The organism is Vagococcus sp. 211 (genome assembly GCF_056322705.1).
Window position 1 is genome coordinate 1078885 of sequence record NZ_CM150475.1, and the last position, 20829, is coordinate 1099713.

Annotated in this window: 20 protein-coding genes; 7 read left to right on the plus strand and 13 right to left on the minus strand. The window is 36.4% G+C overall.

The features are described from left to right. Positions 1-85: 85 nt before the first annotated feature. Positions 86-1180, minus strand: coding sequence for a tyrosine recombinase XerS (xerS, locus tag ACVWM0_RS05330; RefSeq protein WP_476473669.1), 1095 nt, complete (start codon positions 1178-1180; stop codon positions 86-88). A gap of 222 nt (positions 1181-1402) precedes the next feature. On the opposite strand from xerS, the gene ACVWM0_RS05335 reads away from it, so the two are divergent. Beyond that, positions 1403-1762, plus strand: a complete 360-nt coding sequence (locus tag ACVWM0_RS05335) for a VOC family protein (RefSeq protein ID WP_476473586.1) — start codon at positions 1403-1405, stop codon at positions 1760-1762. Between the two features lie 426 nt (positions 1763-2188). Here ACVWM0_RS05335 and ACVWM0_RS05340 read toward each other — a convergent pair whose 3' ends face one another. Further along, positions 2189-2494: a hypothetical protein gene (locus ACVWM0_RS05340; protein ID WP_476473587.1), complete on the minus strand. Its 306-nt coding sequence runs from the start codon at positions 2492-2494 to the stop codon at positions 2189-2191. A gap of 349 nt (positions 2495-2843) precedes the next feature. Between ACVWM0_RS05340 and ACVWM0_RS05345 the strand changes: the two genes are divergently transcribed. After that, positions 2844-3398, plus strand: a complete 555-nt coding sequence (locus tag ACVWM0_RS05345) for a tyrosine-type recombinase/integrase (RefSeq protein ID WP_476473588.1) — start codon at positions 2844-2846, stop codon at positions 3396-3398. Between the two features lie 129 nt (positions 3399-3527). Here the strand turns inward: ACVWM0_RS05345 and ACVWM0_RS05350 are convergent, their stop codons facing one another. Further along, entirely contained in the window at positions 3528-4703 is a 1176-nt protein-coding gene (locus ACVWM0_RS05350) for a CynX/NimT family MFS transporter (RefSeq protein WP_476473589.1), read from the minus strand. A 68-nt stretch (positions 4704-4771) separates the two neighbouring features. Continuing rightward, entirely contained in the window at positions 4772-5335 is a 564-nt protein-coding gene (locus ACVWM0_RS05355; protein ID WP_476473590.1) for a helix-turn-helix domain-containing protein, read from the minus strand. Positions 5336-5519: 184 nt separating this feature from the next. Between ACVWM0_RS05355 and ACVWM0_RS05360 the strand changes: the two genes are divergently transcribed. Continuing rightward, positions 5520-6143, plus strand: a complete 624-nt coding sequence (locus tag ACVWM0_RS05360) for a FusB/FusC family EF-G-binding protein (RefSeq protein WP_476473591.1) — start codon at positions 5520-5522, stop codon at positions 6141-6143. A gap of 105 nt (positions 6144-6248) precedes the next feature. Here the strand turns inward: ACVWM0_RS05360 and ACVWM0_RS05365 are convergent, their stop codons facing one another. From ACVWM0_RS05365 to ACVWM0_RS05395, 7 genes are all read right to left on the minus strand, one after another. Next, entirely contained in the window at positions 6249-6449 is a 201-nt protein-coding gene (locus ACVWM0_RS05365) for a cold-shock protein (RefSeq protein ID WP_476473592.1), read from the minus strand. A 163-nt stretch (positions 6450-6612) separates the two neighbouring features. Next, positions 6613-7092 (minus strand): GNAT family N-acetyltransferase, encoded by a 480-nt coding sequence (locus tag ACVWM0_RS05370; protein ID WP_476473593.1) that lies wholly within the window; start codon positions 7090-7092, stop codon positions 6613-6615. Positions 7093-7183: 91 nt separating this feature from the next. Continuing rightward, on the minus strand, positions 7184-8131 hold the full coding sequence (locus ACVWM0_RS05375) for a DUF7916 family protein (RefSeq protein WP_476473594.1): 948 nt from the start codon (positions 8129-8131) through the stop codon (positions 7184-7186). Between the two features lie 50 nt (positions 8132-8181). Next, positions 8182-8916 carry an ABC transporter ATP-binding protein gene (locus ACVWM0_RS05380; RefSeq protein ID WP_476473595.1) on the minus strand — a complete coding sequence of 245 codons (735 nt, stop codon included), beginning with the start codon at positions 8914-8916 and terminating at the stop codon, positions 8182-8184. Positions 8917-8918: 2 nt separating this feature from the next. Continuing rightward, positions 8919-9791, minus strand: a complete 873-nt coding sequence (locus tag ACVWM0_RS05385; protein WP_476473596.1) for an ABC transporter permease — start codon at positions 9789-9791, stop codon at positions 8919-8921. Continuing rightward, on the minus strand, positions 9788-10783 hold the full coding sequence (trpX, locus tag ACVWM0_RS05390) for a tryptophan ABC transporter substrate-binding protein (protein ID WP_476473597.1): 996 nt from the start codon (positions 10781-10783) through the stop codon (positions 9788-9790). Before trpX ends, ACVWM0_RS05385 begins: the two co-directional genes overlap by 4 nt. Before the next feature lie 343 nt (positions 10784-11126). Further along, positions 11127-11768 carry a hypothetical protein gene (locus ACVWM0_RS05395; RefSeq protein WP_476473598.1) on the minus strand — a complete coding sequence of 214 codons (642 nt, stop codon included), beginning with the start codon at positions 11766-11768 and terminating at the stop codon, positions 11127-11129. 161 nt (positions 11769-11929) lie between these two features. Here ACVWM0_RS05395 and ACVWM0_RS05400 point away from each other — a divergent pair, with 161 nt between their 5' ends. The 4 genes from ACVWM0_RS05400 (at position 11930) to ACVWM0_RS05415 (ending at position 18155) form a co-directional block, all read left to right on the plus strand. Beyond that, positions 11930-13579 (plus strand): cell division site-positioning protein MapZ family protein, encoded by a 1650-nt coding sequence (locus tag ACVWM0_RS05400; RefSeq protein WP_476473599.1) that lies wholly within the window; start codon positions 11930-11932, stop codon positions 13577-13579. An 82-nt stretch (positions 13580-13661) separates the two neighbouring features. Next, entirely contained in the window at positions 13662-15365 is a 1704-nt protein-coding gene (locus ACVWM0_RS05405; protein ID WP_476473600.1) for an NFACT RNA binding domain-containing protein, read from the plus strand. 3 nt (positions 15366-15368) lie between these two features. Further along, positions 15369-16568 (plus strand): hypothetical protein, encoded by a 1200-nt coding sequence (locus tag ACVWM0_RS05410; protein ID WP_476473601.1) that lies wholly within the window; start codon positions 15369-15371, stop codon positions 16566-16568. 147 nt (positions 16569-16715) lie between these two features. Then, positions 16716-18155 carry an amino acid permease gene (locus ACVWM0_RS05415; RefSeq protein WP_476473602.1) on the plus strand — a complete coding sequence of 480 codons (1440 nt, stop codon included), beginning with the start codon at positions 16716-16718 and terminating at the stop codon, positions 18153-18155. A gap of 62 nt (positions 18156-18217) precedes the next feature. Here the strand turns inward: ACVWM0_RS05415 and ACVWM0_RS05420 are convergent, their stop codons facing one another. Further along, on the minus strand, positions 18218-18865 hold the full coding sequence (locus tag ACVWM0_RS05420) for a YfbR-like 5'-deoxynucleotidase (RefSeq protein ID WP_476473603.1): 648 nt from the start codon (positions 18863-18865) through the stop codon (positions 18218-18220). Between the two features lie 152 nt (positions 18866-19017). Next, positions 19018-20808: an aminopeptidase P family protein gene (locus ACVWM0_RS05425; RefSeq protein ID WP_476473604.1), complete on the minus strand. Its 1791-nt coding sequence runs from the start codon at positions 20806-20808 to the stop codon at positions 19018-19020. Positions 20809-20829 lie beyond the last annotated feature (21 nt).

Sequence of the window (20829 nt, forward strand, 5' to 3'; positions counted from 1 at the left end):
TATACTTTATTATAGTCATTAATAAATACGAAAAAAACACCCTAGAAAAGAGGTTGCTACAAACCTCTATATTTCTAGGGTGTTCTTAGTTATCCGTATCAGGAGTGTCCCACAACCCGTTGATTGCATTTCGTTGTTCTTTATCTACAATGTGCGTATATATGGCTGTAGCGCTTGTTCCTGTTTGACCTAATTGATGAGAGACGGTGAGTAGGCTATTGGTTTTCTTGTAAAGTTGCGTGCCTACTGTATGCCTTAACTTATGAGGGGTAATTTTAACCTTAAAAGCTTCGGAATATTTCCCTACCATTTTTTCAACGGTGGACGGTTCAATTTGTTTCGCTTCTTGTTTGTAGGTGGTCAGAAATAACGCTTTTTGCTGGGGACTCGGTCGATAAAGGGTCCCTCTGTTGTTAGCGTAATCTGTCACGTAATCCATAAAAACAGGAGATATCAAGGTGACATCTTTAAAACCACCTTTTCGAATGACTGTGGCTTCCATATGATAGATATCTAAGTCTGTGATTTGCATGTTACAAAGCTCTGATAACCTGACCCCAGTTCCTAAAAATAAAGCGTTAATAGCAAGATCTCGGGTTTTATTTCGCCTGAATGCTGCTTTAGCTTGATGACTGGATAAGGTATCTTCATATTTTGTTTCAATAAATAATAAATAATCTAGAGCTTCATCATCAAGGAGTAATTTTTTTTCAATGCTTCGTGATCGTTCTTGCAAAGTCGTGCTTGTTTTCACGTTTTCAATCTTCAACATCACATTTTGAGAGAGATACGGTTGGTTATTTTCATCTTCTGTTTGACTACTTAAATACTTAAATAGGGAACGAAGAGCGGTTAGTGTGCGTTGAACGGAAACAAACGCCCGATGCTGCCCTTGTTGTGAGGTCCCGTTTTTAGGGGAGTGCATTAAATGGGCTTTGTAGAGATCAATGTCTTCTTTACGTAAACCTTCTAAATCCTCCAAGGTCACAGAGGTAGGAGAGGTGTTGGTTATTTTTTCCATTGATAGCCATTCAAAGAAGCGGCGATATTCCTTCGCATATTCGTATAAAGTAACAGTAGAGTAGGGAACAATACTTTTTGATTGCACGTATTCTTGGACAAACCAGGGGAGAGCGACTAATTCTTGTTCCAATCGTTGGAATAATTTATGTGTTGCGATAAAATATCAACTCCTTCCAAAATAGAGAACATACGTTCTTATCTTAATTTTAATATATAAATAACATAAAGTCAATTTTAATAATATTTAATATTGTTATTTAATTATCTACCTTTACGGAAAGGTTATACTTTCAAGAAAGGTAGATTCGTTCCACTTTTCTTCATTGACAAGAGAGGGTATAATAAATAGCAATCATATAAGCGAAAGCAGGTAGATAAAATGACAAACAAAATAAGAGTCATGCTCTATGTTGATGACATTCAAAAGATGACTGATTTTTGGTCTGACTTATTCAAGGTAACACCTTTAGTTTCAGAAGAGCTACCAGAACACTATACAACCAGCGTTATAGCACTATCTGACAGCATAGAATTAGCACTGTTCGAAAAGGAATTCATCAATAAATACTCCCCAGAAGTCGCTTGTAACACACCATCTTTAATTATTTTCAGTGATCAATTTGACCTTATTTACCGCCGATTAGATCAACCTGGGGATATTATCAATCCAACTGGTACAGATATGTTCAACTTTTCAGATCCCGAGGGAAATTATTTCGTTATTGCAAGAAACGAGTAATAACAAGGTTTTTTCAAAAAAATAGCACAAACTATTATACATTAATGACTATCCGTGTACGTATAAATCAAATGATTGATTAAGATATATAAACATCAATTTGAGACTTTAATACTTACTAAGACATTTATTTTATTAATAGAGACATTCATCCATCAATAAAATAAACAACTAACGAATGACATAATAGAATAATTAAAACTGAAATAAGTGTTATATATAGATTTTTTATATAACACTTATTTTTAATATCACATACGAGATTTTTTGATTATTGCCTTTCTTTTAGTTCTTTTATTCAACTTGGTATAATATATATTATGTAAACCAATAAGAATAATTTTTAAAAAAGGTTATCTAGCTACCTTACCTTCTTCTCTATACAAATAAAACAACCGTTAAGATATAACTAACGGTTGTTTTAAATTATAACCTTGATCCCATATACATAGAAAAGAAAATTAAACTAAAAAAGAATAACACTGTCATCACAGTGTTTACTCGACATATTTTAGATGTACTACAAGATTTGACAGGTTTGTAATAAATATTAACAAAGTTCGCTGCAACAGATATTCCCCATATCACATACAAACCGTTCACAGCTGTATTGGACATATTATTGATAATTCGTGAACCAAAACCTATTGGATAAATCATATCTTGTAGAAATAAAAATAAAATAATGCCTCCTTGTATTAAGGTAAAAAACACTAACGATTTTTGTCTCATTTTTTCAACTCCTAACAGTCACCTCATACTTTATCCTAATTAATTAACTCTCTTCAACTTTTTAGCTTGAGTGATTTTTCTCTATTTTCATAAGGATGATTTAAAGGCATTCTATGACCAATCACCCTATTAAAATAATTTAAAACGCTTAAAATCGTTCTCTGTGTTTTTTTGCCAATTCCCCCTTTCTTTTCTTCTTTTTATCTATTTGAGTTCATTATAATATAGAAAATAGTGAACTCAACCCTTGCTCTATCAAGGTTTAAAATACCCGTTTAAATGAGTTCCTTATTATGGTATTATAGATAAGTAATAGTGAACTGATTTAAATGAGAAATGAGGGGTTATTTTGGCCTATAATGTAGAGCCTTTGAGAACACAAGCAGAAATAGATGATTTTCTTTTTTGGTTACGTCGAACCAGTTATCCAAAAAGAGATACTTTCCTTTTTTTGTTTGGTATTAATAACGGACTACGTATGTCTGATATTGTTTCTTTAAAAGTGAAAGATATCAAATATGAAAAGCGCCCTATTATCGTTGAAAGAAAAACTGGAAAAAGAAAAACCTTATATTTAGATAACTTACAAGAAGTAATCAGTGATTATATTGAAGATAAAAACGATGAGGACTGGTTGTTTGAAAGTCGACAGCAAGGCGGTCACTTGAAAGTCAATACTGTTTATAAGCAATACCAATTGATTGCTGACAATTTAGGTAGGAAAGATATTGGCACACATACTCTTAGGAAGACGTTTGGTTACCACTACTACCGCAAGACGCGAGATATTGCTTCCTTGATGGAGATATTCAATCATAGTTCAGAACGTGTGACAAAGCGTTATATAGGTATTACCAGTGATGAAATTGGTAATACTTTAGCTGACTTCAAATTAGGAATCTAACAAGAAGTAAAAACACGCCTTTGCCTTAAACGATTTAAGGCAAAGGCGTGTTTGATTTTATTCATAATTAATCTCTTGATATAACGCAAAACAGGACCACTGCTACGAGTGATCCTGTTTATTTATTGTTTAGATTTTTTTATTAGCTGATGCACCAATCCCTGCAGCACAGAAAACAAGGACAACTCCTAATAAAACATAAAGAGAGACATTCCAAGAATGCGTCAAGTCATATAAGCCACCGAAGACTACAGGGCCTAATGATGCAAATAAGTAACCAATAGATTGGGCCATCCCAGACAACTCAGAGGCCATCTTAACACTGGTTGTTCTCAAACTAAAGAACATCATGGCTAAACTGAAGGCTGAACCACATCCGATACCAAAAAATACCATAGCTAAAGTAATCACTGTTGCGTTACCTGTTAACAATAATGCGATACCTAAAAACATCATAACGCTCGTTAAAATAACTAAGACTTTTTGATCTTTTTGTTTTTCAGCAATAATCGGTACCACAAAAGTAATAGGTAACATGGTTAATTGGACAACAGAAAGCAACACACCTGCTTTGGTAGCAGCAATGCCATTTTGAACCAAAATTTCTGGTAACCAGGCAACTAAAACGTAAAATACTAATGATTGTAATCCCATAAACACAGTAACAAACCAAGCGATTTTAGATTGCCAAATATTTGTCGTATCGTTCTCACCTGTTTGATTTTCCATATGTTCCTTACCTTTTAATTGAGGTAACCAGCCTATGATAGCAACAATAGCTAGGATAGCCCAAAATTGTAGTGCACGCGCCCAACCAAAGCCTAATTGTTCGGCTAACGGGAAACTAATTCCTGAAGCAATCGCACCTGATAAGTTCATACTAACAGAGTACATCCCTGTGACAACTCCACTTTTGTGGCTAAACTCTTTTTTGATTAATGCTGGAATCAGCACATTACAAATGGCAATAGATCCTCCGATTAAAATGGTTCCCACAAATAACCAAGCCGAAGCACTAAGCGAACGGAGCACAATCCCAATTGTTAATGTGACCAGCGATACGAACACTGTTTTTTCAATGCTATATTTTGCCGCAAGTTTTGGGGCAATCGGTGAAATAAGGGCAAAACATAATAAAGGGATTGTTGTAATTAGACCTGCTTCAAAAGCTGTAAGGCCTAAATCCCCCTTAATTAGTCCAACCAGAGATCCCACTGCCGTTAAAGGCGCTCTTAAGTTGGTTGCTACTAAAATAATTCCTAATAACAAGAGGTTTGCCATCTTGTTAGATTGTTTTTTTGACATGTATCTTCCATCCTCCAAAAATAAAAATAGTTAAAACACATATTATATTATGTGTTTTAACTATTATATTATATGTTTTGGTATTTAACAACAATATTTAGATAGATATCTTCATTTGTTTCATTAATGTAGGTATGTTTATTGGAAGCAGAAAAATTGATGGACTCAAAAGTATCCACTTCGTAAGTCTCTTCCCCAATCATTAAGCTCAATTTACCAGTCATAACAGTGACAACCTCAATAGAATTCAAGTGTTGCGGTGTCATTGAGTAAGAAGAGTTTGCTTTAAGTTTCACCCGATAGACTTCCATATCTGCTTGATTAAAAATAGGCTCAACATACCAATTACTCTCTGGATCAGGTATTTCGTAATGAGTCGCTAGTTTTGCAATGCTCACAGGAATCGTGGATTTAGCACCAAATAAGTGCGTAAAGGGCACGTTTAAAGCCTCAGCTAATTTCCAAAGAACGGTAACAGTCGGGTTTGAGCGGTGATTTTCAATGTTACTAATGGTAATCCCACTCACACCGGACATCTTGCTTAAGTGCTCGATGGTCAATTGAGCTGATTTTCGTTCTTTTTTTAAGTTTTGACCAATGTCTTGTATGATTTCAGGCTTATAATCTGTCATACCAAAGCTCTCCCCTTTATTTTCAGTTTATTATAGCTTAATCTATTAGATAAGGATTATCAATTATTTTTATAAGAAAAGAGTGTGACGAGTTTATGTCTTGCGTCTTTTTTTACTTTTTGTTACTCTTTTATCAGCTGTTTCATTACGATACAAACTCAGCTCATGAAAGTAGGAATGCACCATGTCACCATATGAATACACTTATATTCAGCAACATATCAAACAACTGATCAATGTCTATAAAACAAATCAAGATAAAGCCATGGTCAAAGTGACGCAAGAACAAACACGAGAGGCGATTTTACCAATCATTGGAGAAGAATTGCATCACACAATTCAACCTCTATACTTTGATGACAGCCTTACGAACGCAAAGGCGGAGGGCATTTATCAATTACTATTAAAGCATGTGGTTCCTTTCAAGCGTCCTAGTGATAAACAAATTGAAAAAACGTTTCGCAAGGTAAAGAAATTAAAATACCCTGACGTCTCTGAAGAAGAGCTACTACGCACCAACTATCTCGCTTGGGATGATATTGGGTCAAACAGGAAGTACCTCATGCTGTATCAAAATGAGAGATTGGTTGGTTTATACGGCACAATGTCCAGCACTGTCATCAAAAGCGCTTGTGCGATATGCCATCAAATAGATGCCGTTGCCATGTTTATGTCAACAACCAAACAAAGTGGCGATGGAACGTACACTAAAAAAGGGAATTATATCTGCAAAGATAGCAAAAAATGTAACCAACAAATGGCTTCAATGGAATTTCTTGCTGATTTTTATCAAACAGTGAGTCGCTAAATAAAAACACCCCGCAAGGATATTCCTTTGCGGGGTGTTTGCGTTTTGTCTAATAAAAAAACGCTTAGAAGCAAGCTTCTAAGCGTTGTAGTTATAAAGTTATAATTAACCTTTAACGATGTTTACTGCTTGTGGTCCACGTTGTCCATCTTCAACATCAAAAGTCACTGCTTGACCTTCGTCTAAAGATTTGAAACCTTCACCTTGGATTGCTGAGAAATGTGCGAACACATCAGATCCGTCTTCTTGAGTGATGAATCCAAATCCTTTATCAGCGTTAAACCATTTTACTGTTCCTTGAGCCATTATATTTCCTCCTTCACTTAACACATACGTGCTTTCTTGAATGCAATAAATGTGACGGAAGTAAGGAAAATATCCAACTCCGTATCATAAATACCACAAAGACTATTATAGTATATAATTTAACAATTAACAATCAAATCTTCTAAAAAAAGGTGATATCGCTTTATTTCTCATCAAAATCTAATTTTGAGGTTTTTGTTATCTTTGGATTTTCTCTATAAAACCAGTAATGCCAAATCTTCTGCCGATTCAGCATGATACTATAAGATTCTTGTGGGTTGTTCTTTAGAATCACTCGTTTGGAAGCGTGGTTATCCTCTTTACACGTTAATAACAATCTCTGAATACCTAAGTCATAGCCTAGATTACAAGCTAATGATAATGCCTGGCTTGCATACCCTTTTCGTTGCTGTTCTTTAATCACACTATAACTAATGTGCCCACCTTCTTTAGAAGTGTATTGGTTTAATCTTTTTTTAATATCAATCAAACCTATGAAAACACCTTCCTCATCAACGATCAAGTATTGATCAGTATCTTTTAATTTAGTGACCTGAGACAACCATTCATTGATAGTTTTAGCTTTAGCTAGTCCGTTAGAGCCATGTATAGGTTCTCCAGATTGGCCAAAGGAACGTTTCATTTGTTGTAACGCTTCTTCATACCCTTTATTTTGGGAGATTAAACGGAGATTAAACGGATATTAACCATTGGTTAACATAATATAATTATGGTTAACGATTAATGGATGTCCCCACACGATTCATCGTGTGACGCAATCCTCTAATAGCAATTGACATGGCATAAATATTTTCAACAGGGGCTAATCCGCTGTATCCCGCATCCCCAATATGCTGAATATCTACGCCGCAAATTTTATTACGAATGGCTAATTGTTTAATCGTTTCTGTGTCCGCACTTTCCTGACTTGTTCCAATGGCTGACATGGTTAACGCTCCTGCTTTATGAGCGTAATTAACGGCATCTCTGACTTGCTCATCTGTAACACCAGGAACAGTCCCAACTGCTGGCAATAAGATAATATCTGCTCCCTTATCTACATATGACATCACAGCCTCAATGGATATCACTGGTTCATCTACTCCCGCCCCATGCATTTTACCTGCAATAATTAGACCAAAAAAATGTTCTTTCGCAAGAGCAATCGTATCCGCAATCCGTTCAGTTGTAACCCCGGTTCCAGGATTACCTGTTAAACAAATAAAATCAAACCCTAACTTTTGTGCTTCAATTAAGGTTTCTTTGGTTGCTTGTCTCCCATCTGAAATCCCTACTTTGCTTTGGTTTAATGCTATTTCATTATCTACAGGCTCTAAATTAACACCCACTGGTCGACCTGTTAAATACTTCAACCGTGCCACAGGATTCATTTCAACAGGTAACGGTTCATTGATATTATCAATCACATCTTGTAAATTAGAGCTACCAGGTAACCCCATCACAATGGGATTGAATACATCAAAAGCATTCAATAGAATCAAATCTGCCCCATACGCTGCCGCAAGTTCGGAATTTGTAATGTCCCCTCCCACTGATTGTGATAACACGACATTTTCAGAACAAATCACTCGTCCTTCTGACGCTCGAATAGAGGTCTTTAGTTCCATTGGTGTCATTTTTTTAATATCACTTGCTGTTGCACTGATTAATCTTTTTGTCATCGTTAACATCCTCCAATGAGTTTTTATTAATTATAACATATACTCTATGTTTAAAAGAAACCTAGTAAATCATTTAATGATAATTTTTCTTTTTCTTCTTTATTATAATCCGCTACTACAGCACCATTTTCTAAGACAAGCAATCGATTACCATATATCAACGCATCTTCCATTCGGTGGGTAATCATTAAACAGGTTAATTGATGGGTAGTTACCATCTCTTGTGTTAATAACATTAACTGTTGTGCGGTTTTAGGATCAAGAGCTGCAGTGTGCTCGTCCAGTAATAGGATATCAGGTTGAGTTAATGTTGTCATAATCAAACTCAAGGCTTGTCTTTGTCCTCCTGATAAATCCCCAGCAAAACTCTTTAAGTGACGTTCCAAACCATTCCCCACCTGAATGCATCTCTTAATCACGTCATCTGTCTCCATAGGAGTTATTCTTAACCCACGTCTTTGTCCCCTCAGACCAGCTAAGGCTAAGTTTTCTTCTACAGTCATTCGAGGAGCAGTCCCTTGTTTAGGATCTTGAAAAACTCTAGCCACATACTTAGCTCTTTTTTCTTCTGATAGCTGTTTAACAGACTGATTATTAATTGCTACGTCACCAGAGGTTAACCGCAACTGACCACTAATGACATTGAATAAGGTTGATTTACCTGCACCATTGCCTCCTAATACCGTGATAAAATCTCCTGGTTGCACGCTTAACTCTAACTCATTCATAATTCTGCGCCCTGAACTCGTTTCTACGACCCCTTGTTCTATCCTTAATTTTGACATGTTTAACGTCCTCTCTTAGTTAATCGTTTGCTGGTTTTTAGCTGTGGTGATAACAAACAAACCGCTAAAATCACAGATGAATAGAATTTTAAATAGGTTGTATCAAAATTAAGTTGAATAACAAGTAAGATGATTAATTGATAAATGATACTACCAAAGACAATCGAAATTAATCGCTCAACTAACGTTAAATTATCAAAAATAATCTCACCTAAAATAATCGCTGATAACCCGATAACAATCACACCTATTCCCTTATTGACATCCGCATAGCCTTCACTTTGAGAAATTAATGCCCCCGCTAGAGCGATTAATCCGTTAGACATCACTAATCCCAATATCTTCATTCTATCTGTGTTAATACCAAAGGATTTAGCCATAATCTCATTATCTCCTGTGGCAATATAGGACTGACCTAAGTCCGTTTTTAAGAACCAACTAATACTCGCAATCACAATGAGTACCACAACACTAGACATAATAATGGTGTCAAAGCTACCAGGTAAGTTAACTCTCTCTAAAATATCGACTAATTTTCGTTGTTTAAGGAGAGATAAATTGGGTGACTTCATAACAAACAACATCACCGAGTTCAAACTACTCATGACTAAAATCCCTGCTAAAACAACGGGGATTTTTCCTTTAGTATATAACATCCCCGTAGCAAGACCCGCAAGCATTCCAGCAATAACACCTAGTAATGTGGCAATAACCGGGTCGACACCATGAGTGATACTCGCCACACACACCGCACCACCCAGGGGAAAACTTCCCTCAGTCGTTAAATCTGCAAAATTCAAAATACGAAAGGTTAAGTAGATACCTAACCCTAATATAGACCATAGTAACCCTTGAGAAATAGCCGTTGTTATCATTTGATTGCCTCCTTTTTAATAGTATCAGGAATAGGTATTCCTAATTTTTCTGCTTGTTCTTCATTAATCACAATATCCCCTGTTTCAAAGGTATAGATAGGAGTCGACGCCGGTTCAATTTCTCCTTTTAACACTTGAGCTGCCATTTTTCCCGTTTGACGGCCTAGCTGGTATTGATTAATACCCACTGTCGCCACACCACCTTCTTCTACCATTGTATCAACGGATGGAAAAATAGGGGTATTGGATTTGTTTGCGACATCTACAATCGTTGCCATAGCATTGGCCATTGTGTTATCTGTCGGTAAATAAATCACATCATTGTGTTTTGCTACATTTTCTGTCATTTGAGTCATTTCATTAGATGAAGGAACCGCATAAGTTGTCACCACGATACCTAATTTTTCAGCTGCTTTTTTAGCTTTCTCCACTTGATACACCGAATTATCCTCAGCTGAAGAATACATAATACCGATAGTCTTAAGAGAAGGTTGTAGCTGCTTGATAAGGGCCATTTGAGCCTCAACAGGTGATTGATCACTGACCCCTGTAATATTCCCTCCAGGACGGTCATTAGATGCAACTAACCCCGCACCTTTAGGATCACTTATTGCTCCTAAAATTATAGGAACTGTTTCCGTTTGGTTGGCTAGTGCCTGAGCTGAAGGCGTCGCGATTCCTATTAATACCTCTGATTGTTGGCTTAATAGTTGCTGACTCATAGTAGACAGCTTGCTTTGGTCGGCTTGTCCGTTTTGATAGACAATGTGAGCCGTCTTCCCATCTTCATATCCTTGTTCCTTTAATTCATCAAGGATTCCTTGATAAATCGCATCTAAAGCAGGGTGACTCACATATTGCAACACCCCGATTGTCGGAATATCAGCCCGTTTTTTTCCTGTTTGCTCTTTACTCTCATAAATAAACGCTCCTATCAAATACACAATAAGGACGATCATGGTTATCTTTAATCTTTTATTTGTCTTTGTCATCGTTACTCGCTCCTTTTTCCCCTTTATTCCCCCAATAAAAAAACCAAAACCCACTCAATGTAGGTTTTGGCTATAAAAAAATCCCCACATAAGAGTCAGCTCTATGTGGGGTTCACCGTCAACACAACATAGATACGTCCATTTAGAATGTTATCTAAAGGTTGTATCTACACACAAATAGGCATAAATACAACTATCTACGCCAAGTTTGCCATGAAAATAATGCTTGATTCAATTGATTGATGTTAGTAATAGAATGTTTCATGACAAGTCCTTCTTTCGTGTTTTATTTTATTCATCTTACAAATATTTTGAACAAATGTCAACTGTTTGTTATTAACTATTATTCAAATTCTACTTCACTCGTTTTGGTCACGCCTTGCCCGTTATCATCCATCATAAGTGTTTTTTCAACCACTTCCACTCTAACAGGTTTTCTCTGCGGAATGATTGGATTAACAATCCCTTTCATTTCCTCTGTCATTGATTGATCACCGTTCTGTAACGTATCAAAACCATACCTACCCACTTCTTTCCCTTTTGCTACATACATCAGGGTATTTTTGTGTTGTATGTCGTATTGTTTTTTATAATCTTGTAAGTCATAAATAGGTTCAAAGACATACACAGGTAAGTCTAATTTTTTGAACTCTTTTGAGCCAAACCATTGGTGCACCGTCTCGTACTCTTTGTTTTTTTGTCGATCCATAAAGCCTAGGATAACAGGTTCTTCACTCTTACCTAAGCGTTTTAACTCAGACTCTTTTGTGACGTACGTTACTTGGGCATTTTTTTTAGGTGCCTTCACAACAGACGCGATTTCTTTCTCACGTATTCCAGGCTGCAGTGCCTTTGCTACTAAATTAAAAGACACAATGACTCCTACACATAACAGAATGGGGAGAAAGATTTTTTTATACTTTACGAGTCGATCAAGTTGGAGTTGAGATAACACTTTTTGGCATTTTTCTTTTAAATGCGACATTAAATAACCACCTTAACTTTTATAGTCGTATTATACATGATAAAGTAGCCCTTTGGCAAAGGGGTTTTACAGAAAAATTAAGGATAATCTCTATGTTTTTGAGTATTTATAGTATATAATTAATAAATTGTAGATAATAAAATATTTAGGAGAGAAGTCACTTGACAAAAGAAATTAATAAATGCCCTAACTGTGGTCATACATTTAAACAGGATGATACCTACTGTCCTAATTGTGATATTTTCATTCCCGTGAACGAGGATCAACAACTAGAAGAACAGACACCAACTAACCATGACCATTCAACGGATGGCTCTGATACATCAAATAACCTATCACAAGAAGCTGATTCTATCTTTAAGTACCGTGGAAAAACAGCAGATGATATTAAATCAAATAACACGACGGACACTGAAGAAACGCCCAGTGTTGCCCCAATCAAGGAACAAAGTGAGGCAGCTAAATTCTCAGAAAAAATAACACAAGAGTTAAAAGGTCAGAGCGAACCTGTTTCTGATGATTTAGAAGAAAGAAACGAAGCAGAACATCAGAGTAACCCTTCTACCCCGGATGAGCCTGAGAAGGAAGAGGATATCATCGATACCACAACACCTGCTTTTGATACAGTTCTTATGGCAGAAGAAGGAGACAAAGCAGACCCCGTGACGAATGTAACGGAAGACGTTATTACCCATGTTACGCCACTAGAAGAGCGAGCGTCAGTCACACCGGAAGATTCTTCCAATAATAAAAAAAGTAAAAGAAAACGTCTCTTATTAGGAACGGTGGCCATATTAACTTTAGGAACAGGCTATACCGTGTATCAGTATCAGCAAAAACAAGCAGAATCAGCTCGCATAGAGAAAGTAACCTCAGACATTCAATCTGAATTAGCGAAGTACTTTACTCACTCAGACCATGTCTTTTTAACCGATTCTGTTACAACGGATGATATTGCACAACTAAAAAAACAAGTCAACGAATTAAAAGGGCATGATACTTATGAAACAGCTCTGAATGACATAGAAAACTTAGAATATAAATTCCAAAAACAAACCGAACTCAACAACCTTTTCAAAGAAAACGTCTTAGTTGGAGATACTCTTAATACGAAAGCCTATGTGGTTAACTCTGATAAAGTTACCCTTCTTCCTATCGAAGATGAAAAAGATGGTTTCGATATACTATTCAACCAAGGGTTAGAGTTAGCTCTTAAACAAAAAGAAGCTCTTACCTCTGTTGATACTGCCATGAAAAAATTATTCAAAGAAGACAAGGTCATCGATAATCCAACAAGGGAAGATTACGAAGCAGCAATCACATCCCTAAAAGCAATCACTGACCCTGAAGCGAAAGCCGTTCGCCAAGAGCAACTAAAAACCGCTGAAAAGAAAATAAAAGACATTGAAGAAAAAAAGGCCAAAGAAGCCGCTAAAAAAGCAGAAGAAGAAAAGAAAGCCGAAGAAAAAGCAGCACCAACGAATAACAACACGGCTTCTAACCCTGTTACTAACAACGGTCAACGTTGGGGCAATCGCCAAGATGCTTCCTTTGACTTTAGTGATCCTGCTTGGGGATGGAACCCTGGCATTCAAGACAAATTTATTGGAGAAGTCTTAAGTCGCGGTTATGTGACAGAAGGCGGTTATTCTCTCGTACCTAAGTTTGTTGAGAATGGCGAAGGCTATTACGATTTATATGCAACAACCAATTCAAAACTATTTCCTAATAGTAAACCTCAAGAATTTCCATTGTATGTTGTCACAGTCAATGTTAAAACAGGATGGTTCAAAGGAAATGGACCGAACTAATTTAAATAATCAGAGGGTAGTCAATTTACTTGTCTACCCTTCTTGTTTATTTGTTTAATACCAATTCAAAGGAGGATATCATATGTCATACGATGGACTATTCACACATCTGATGGTGAAAGAGCTGCAAGAAAATATCATAGGCGGCCGTATTTCAAAAATTCACCAACCCTACGACAACGAATTAATGTTTGTCATTAGACATCAAGGGAAAAACCATACCCTTTTATTATCTGCACACCCTTCTTACGCTCGGGTTCAGTTAACAAACATCAGCTATGTTAACCCTTCTACCCCACCTAACTTTTGTATGGTTATGCGAAAATACTTAGAAGGAAGTATTCTAAACGACGTGACTCAAATTGATAATGACCGAGTGTTAGAATTTTCTTTTTCTACTCGTAATGAGTTAGGCGATTTAGAAGATCTTATTTTAGTAGTTGAATTAATGGGACGTCACAGTAATATTATTCTAAAAAATCAAGAGACGGATAAAATCATTGACGCTATCAAGCACGTTGGTAGTAGTCAGAATACATACCGATCTATTTTACCAGGAGCTGCTTATATAGCACCGCCAAAACAAACCAGTATTAATCCCTTTGAAACAGACAATCAAAAGCTATTTGAATTTTTAAACACAAGAGATGAACTGACAAGCGCAGACATCCAATCTGAATTTCAGGGATTTGGTAAGGACTCAGCCACAGAGCTAGCCTATCGTATCAATCAAAATCCTAAAGATAAATACGCTTCATGGCACTCTTTTTTTGACGAGCTATTAACACGTACGGCTCCTACTTTAATGAAAGAGGGGAAAAAAGAAATCTTTGCACCTATTCCCTTTCATTATTTAGACCAGACTATCGCCCAATATGATACTCTGAGTGAATTATTGGATGGTTTTTATGAAGGTAAAGCTGAAAAAGACCGTGTGAGTCAACAAGCCAATGACTTAATTCGGAAAGTTAAAAACGATCAACAAAAGCTCAAAAAGAAAATCAAAAAATTGAATTTATCTTTAAAAGAAGCAGATAACGCTGAACTTTATCGCATTAAAGGAGAATTAATCACAGCCAATATTCATCAAATCAACCGTAGTGAAGCTCAAATTTACTTACCTAATTACTATGACAACAATGAGTTATTACGAATTGATATGAATATTGCCTTAACGGCTAATCAAAATGCGCAAAAATACTTTCAAAAATACCAAAAACTAAAAAGTGGGGTTAAGAAAGTACTAGAACAAATTGAAAAAGCCCAATACGACTTGTATTACCTTGAATCTGTAGAAATGCAGCTGGATTTAGCTACACCCAAAGATTTGGATATCATCCGGGAAGAATTAGTAGATCAACAGTATATCAAAGTGAAGCACAAAGGGAAAAAGAAACCGAAACAAAACAAGAAAAGCCTTCCTGAAGAATTTGTGGCTTCAGATGGTACCCTTATTCTTGTAGGTAAGAATAACTTACAAAACGATCAACTCACACTAAAAACAGCTCGTAAAACAGATGTATGGCTTCATGCCAAAGACATCCCTGGTTCTCACGTTATCATTAAAGAAGCAGAACCTTCAGAAGAAACGCTTGAAGAAGCCGCTATACTAGCTGCTTACTATTCTAAATACCGGTTATCTAGCCGCGTGCCTGTGGACTACGTCCAAGTCAAGCATGTAAAAAAACCAAATGGCGCTAAACCGGGTTACGTTATTTATGAGAATCAACAGACTCTCTTTGTTACACCAGATAAAGAAAAAGTAATATCACTAAAAAGGAGTTAAATTATGAGAATCAGAGAAGCACTATTCGTTATTATAGGCGTTAGTATTATGACCTTCGCCTTATCTTACTTTATTTACCGTTTAATCTTTAAAAAAGACTTGAAAAACTGGCGCATCAATGTGGCTGTTATCCTCTGCTTTGTTGTGGGAGCTGCTATTTCTACCCCGCCGAGCATTAAATTCTTAGAACAAAAGAAAGGGATTATTAAGAGAGATAATACATTGTATCTGAATGGTAAAAAAGTGGTAACTTATGCTAATGCAAAAGAACGTATGACCTTACCAACAGCTTATGATACCATCGAAAATACGCACCCTTCTGTTATTAGTTTTCCAAAAGAATGGCATGGTTACAAATACTGGATGGGGATTACGGCTTATCCTAAGGGAAATGCAGCCTTTGAAAACCCTCATGTTTTTAAATCAAACGACCTCGTTTCCTGGGATGCTGACAAATCAAACCCTTTAGATGAACCAACATCAAGTGAATTTACAGAGGGTGGCGCTCCTAAACAATACGATTCAGATACTCATATTATCTATAACAAAGAAGAAGACCGAATTGAGTTATTTTGGCGTTATGTGGATGATGTTAATGGTGATGTGATTATTTACCAAATGACAACCTCAGATGGAGAAACATGGACAAAAAAAGAAGAAATGTATCGTCATAAACGGAAAGCAGGAGATATGATTTCCCCTGCTATTGTAAAAGATAAAGATGGCTATAAAGTTTGGTATGTCCAAGGCGGTTACCGAATTTGGTATCGTGAAAGCAAAGATGGTAAAAAATGGTCTAAAGCAACGGAAGTGGTTATACCTTACAACGAACAAAACATGAAACATTGGCATTTAGACGTTCAAGCAACCGACTTAGGTTATGAAATGGTGCTAGTAGGTTTCAAAGCAACGGGTCAAAACACACCATCAGAACGCCATACGATGAATGTTTATTACAGTAAGTCAAAAGATAACAAAAAATGGGATACTCTGACACCTATTATTTATCCAACTGGAAAAGAAGATGACTTTGATGGAAAAGGACTTTACCGAAGTGCCTTGCTTAAAGAAAACGGCCGCTATTATGTTTTTTATAGTGGTATTGGTTTTGATGACACACGAGGAATTGGTTTAGCTTATGGAGATGATATCCATCACTTAAAAGGCATTGACTACTCTGATTACAGTGATCTATTTAAATAGATTTTTTAATAAAGATATTAACGTATTTTAATATTGCAGCGAAACTTACCACTTTCTACTAAAAGTTATTGTATCTCACTTTATTTGTGTATATGATAATAAAGGTTCCTATTTTTGAGCCGATACTTTTAGAAGGAAGTGGTTTTATTGGGTAGTTCGAAACAACTACGTTGGCACAATGTAGCAATTATTGCCTTCGTTTCTGTTTGGGGATTAGGAAACGTGGTCAATAACTACGCGACACAAGGTGTGTCAGTTATTACATCATGGATTTTAATCATGTTATTATATTTTGTTCCTTATGCTTTAATCGTAGGACAATTAGGGTCAACGTTTAAGGACAGTTCTGGTGGGGTTAGTAGTTGGGTTAAAAATACTACTACTAAAAAAATTGGTTACTTTGCTGCTTGGACTTACTGGGTAGTGCATATCCCCTACTTAGCACAAAAGCCGCAACAGATTGTTATTGCTTTCAACTGGATTATCAAACAAAATGGTAATTTAATTAATGAAGTAAGTTCTACTGTTGTCTCTATCATGAGTTTAACGATTTTTTTATTTTTCTTATGGATTGCCTCTAAAGGGTTAACAACCTTAAAAAGAATTGGAAATGTAGCAGGAACAGCGATGTTTATTATGTCATTATTATTCATTTTACTCGCAGTTTCTGCTCCAGCTATCTCAGGAGCAAGCTTTGCAACGCCAGATATGGGAAGTATTAAAACATACATTCCAAACTTTAACTTTGCTTACTTTACAACAGTTTCTATGTTGGTTTTTGCTGTAGGTGGGGCTGAAAAAATTTCACCTTATGTTAACGATACTAAAAACCCATCTAAAGAATTTCCAAAAGGCATGTTAGCTCTGGCTATTATGATTGCAGTTTGTGCGATTCTAGGGTCATTCTCTATGGCTATGTTGTTTGATAGCAACAATATCCCTGCTGACTTGATGGCCAATGGTGCTTATGAAGCCTTTGGTAAATTAGGGGCTTACTATAACGTCGGAAATCTTTTTGTGGTGATTTATGCAGTGGCTCAAGCCTTAGCACAAATTTCAGCGTTAGCTTTCTCTATCGACGCACCATTAAAAATTCTTTTAGCAGATTCTGATAAAGAATTTATTCCTGAAAGCTTTGCACAAACCAATGAAAATGGGACGCCACTTAAAGGATATGCTCTAACAGGTGTCTTAGTTAGTATCCTAATTATTGTGCCTGGTCTTGGGATCAAGAACATGAACGAGTTATACAACTGGTTACTAAATCTAAATTCAATCGTAATGCCACTACGTTATTTATGGGTATTCTTTGCTTATATGATGGTTAACAAAATGCACAAACAATTTGACTCTGAATATAAATTCATGAAAAACCCTAAAATCGGTTATCTTGTTGGCTTGTGGTGCTTTTTATTTACAGCCTTCGCATGTCTTTTAGGGGTTATTCCTAAAATGACCTATGGAGATAACCCAAAAGCCTATATTTTCCAATTGGTATTAAATATTTTAACACCGATTGTCTTAATCGCTCTTGGCTTCATCTTCCCAGCTCTTGCTAGAAGAGAAAATGCTAAACAAGCAGCTTAATCTAAAGGAATATTAAAAAGCCGCAACAGAAAATATCTGTTACGGCTTTTTCTTTTATTAATTTATAAATGTCGATTTTCCGGTAATAAAGCGTTGTTTATATGGGAAACTAACTCTTGTTTCCCATAGAATTCTTTATTTAATAGCTCTGGAAAGATCTCTTTAAAAAAATAAGTCACACTAGCTAAGTGTTGATATTGCTGAATCGTTGTGATGGATTCGATAAACATGCTCTTATAAACAGGTTCAGGGTTGTTATTAATAATTTCTTCAAAAGACTCATACAATAAGTCAACTTTATCAGCTACTGCTAATAACTGGCCCTCTTTAGAACTATCTTTTCCTTCTGATAACCGTTTACGATAAATATCTTGGAAGGCTTCAGGGATTTCTTGGCTAATAAATTCTTCAGCCATGCTCTCTTCAACAATCTGAAGCATCCCTCTTAATTCTACGCTGGCATACTTTACAGGTGTTTTTATGTCCCCGATAAAGCGTTCTGTATAATCATGATTTAAAGCTTTTTCATACAATACTTTCCAGTTAATGGTCTCTCCGCTCAATTCTTCAATATCACCTAGTACTTGAGCAATTGATGTCACTCGGTAAGAATGGGCTGCCACAGTGTGCTCTGTAAACTTAAAAAAACCAGGTGCACGGTATATTTTTTCCAAACTATTTAATCCTAAAATAAATTCATTTAATCCCATAAAAACACCTCCATATTTTTATCTATAATACCATTAACTTTGTTTATGTCAATCAAAATGCAATGATAAAGTTTACTATAATTATATTATGTTAACCATATAGATGAAAAGAAGGAAACAGTTCATCGACTGATTCCTTCTTAAGCTAATATTTACAATGGTTGAGTGATAGCCTTCAACCATATTTGTTCTGATTCAGGTAATAAATCAACCAATAGGCCATAGACTTTTTCGTGATACGCATTCAACCAGTTGATATCTTCTGTCGATAGTAATTCTGGTAAGATAGCGTCTCTATCGAATGGAACATAAGTAATGCTCTCAAAATGCATAAATTGGCCGTATTCGTTCTTTATTCCTTTTTGAACCAGTAGTTCATTTTCTAATCTAACACCGTGAGAACCGGCAATATAGACCCCTGGTTCGTTGGTAACAACCATTCCCTCTTCAAAAGGATGTGATTCACCTGAACGATACTGCCAACGAATACCAATAGGTGACTCATGAATGTTAAGTAGATACCCAACCCCATGACCTGTTCCATGATTATAATTCAATCCTTGTTCCCAGAATGGTTGACGTGCAAGGATATCAAGGTTCACCCCATTCACCCCATGTAAAAAGACTGCTTGTGAGAGACGAATATGACTCTTCAAAGTCGTGGTATAATGACGTTTCATTTCTTCTGTCACTTCACCTAAAGCAAAGGTACGACTAATATCAGTAGAGCCTTGTAAGAAGCCAGCACCTGTATCACTTAATAAAAAGGATCCTGGGGTCACAGTCTTATTACTTTCCTCACTCGCACTGTAATGAACAATTGCCCCGTGCTCACCAAAGGCTGTGATGGGTTCAAAACTTTGACGAATGTAGCCCTCTTGCTCTTTTCTAAAAGCTTCTAATTGCTCCGTTGCGCTCATTTCTGTGATCGTTTTCTTACCTACGTTGTGTTTTAACCAATACATGTAGCGTGTATGTGCCACACCATCTTTTAACTGAGCTTGTTTCATGTTAGCAATTTCAACAGGATTTTTAATCGCTTTAAAGACGACTGTGGGATTGGTTGCTTCAATCACTCTTACCGTCGTTGGAATATCTTGTTGCAAGGCGAAATTCATTCGAATCGGATCAACAAGTAACACGTTTTCTTCTGTTAGCGTTTTAGCATAATCATAGACACCATTGTAATCATTCACAATGACATGATTCGCTTTAAAATCTGCCATGATTGTCTCGTCTAGCTTAGAAGCATCAATAAATAGCTCCACTTTATCTGGTGTTATCACAGCGTAACTCAACACCATTGGGAAAAAATCAATGTCATTGCCACGTATGTTAAGTAACCAACAGATATCGTCTAAAGAAGTCATGATGTGGGTATTAGCACCCATGTCAGTCATAGCTTCTCTTAAACGGGTTAATTTTGACGCCGTGCTTTCCCCACTGAATTGTTCTTCTAAATGGAAAGCTGGTTCTGTTGATAGGGCTGGACGATCTGTCCAAATGGAATCAATTAAATCAGTGTCATACAAAATGCGACCGTTCTTTTTGGTAACAATCTCTTGATACACTAAGCCATCTTCCATAGACACTACTCGGCCATCAAAGCCTAATGTTCCTTGGTCTTGTAAGTTGGCTTCAATAAATTCTGCGATGGTTGGAACATCTGGCTCTCCCATTTTATATAGTGTTACCCCAGAACCTTTGAGTTGTTCTTCAGCAGCTAAAAAATAACGTCCATCTGTCCATAAACCTGCTTGGTCTAAACAAATAACCGCTGTTCCCGCTGACCCATCAAACCCTGTGATAAAAGCGCGCTCTTTAAAGTGCTCTCCCACGTATTCACTTTGATGAAAATCTGCCGTAGGGACTACATACATAGCCATCTCTTGCTCCATCATTAATTGTCTTAGTTGTGCGATTCTATCTGCAATTACTGTCATTCCATACAACACTCCTTCTTA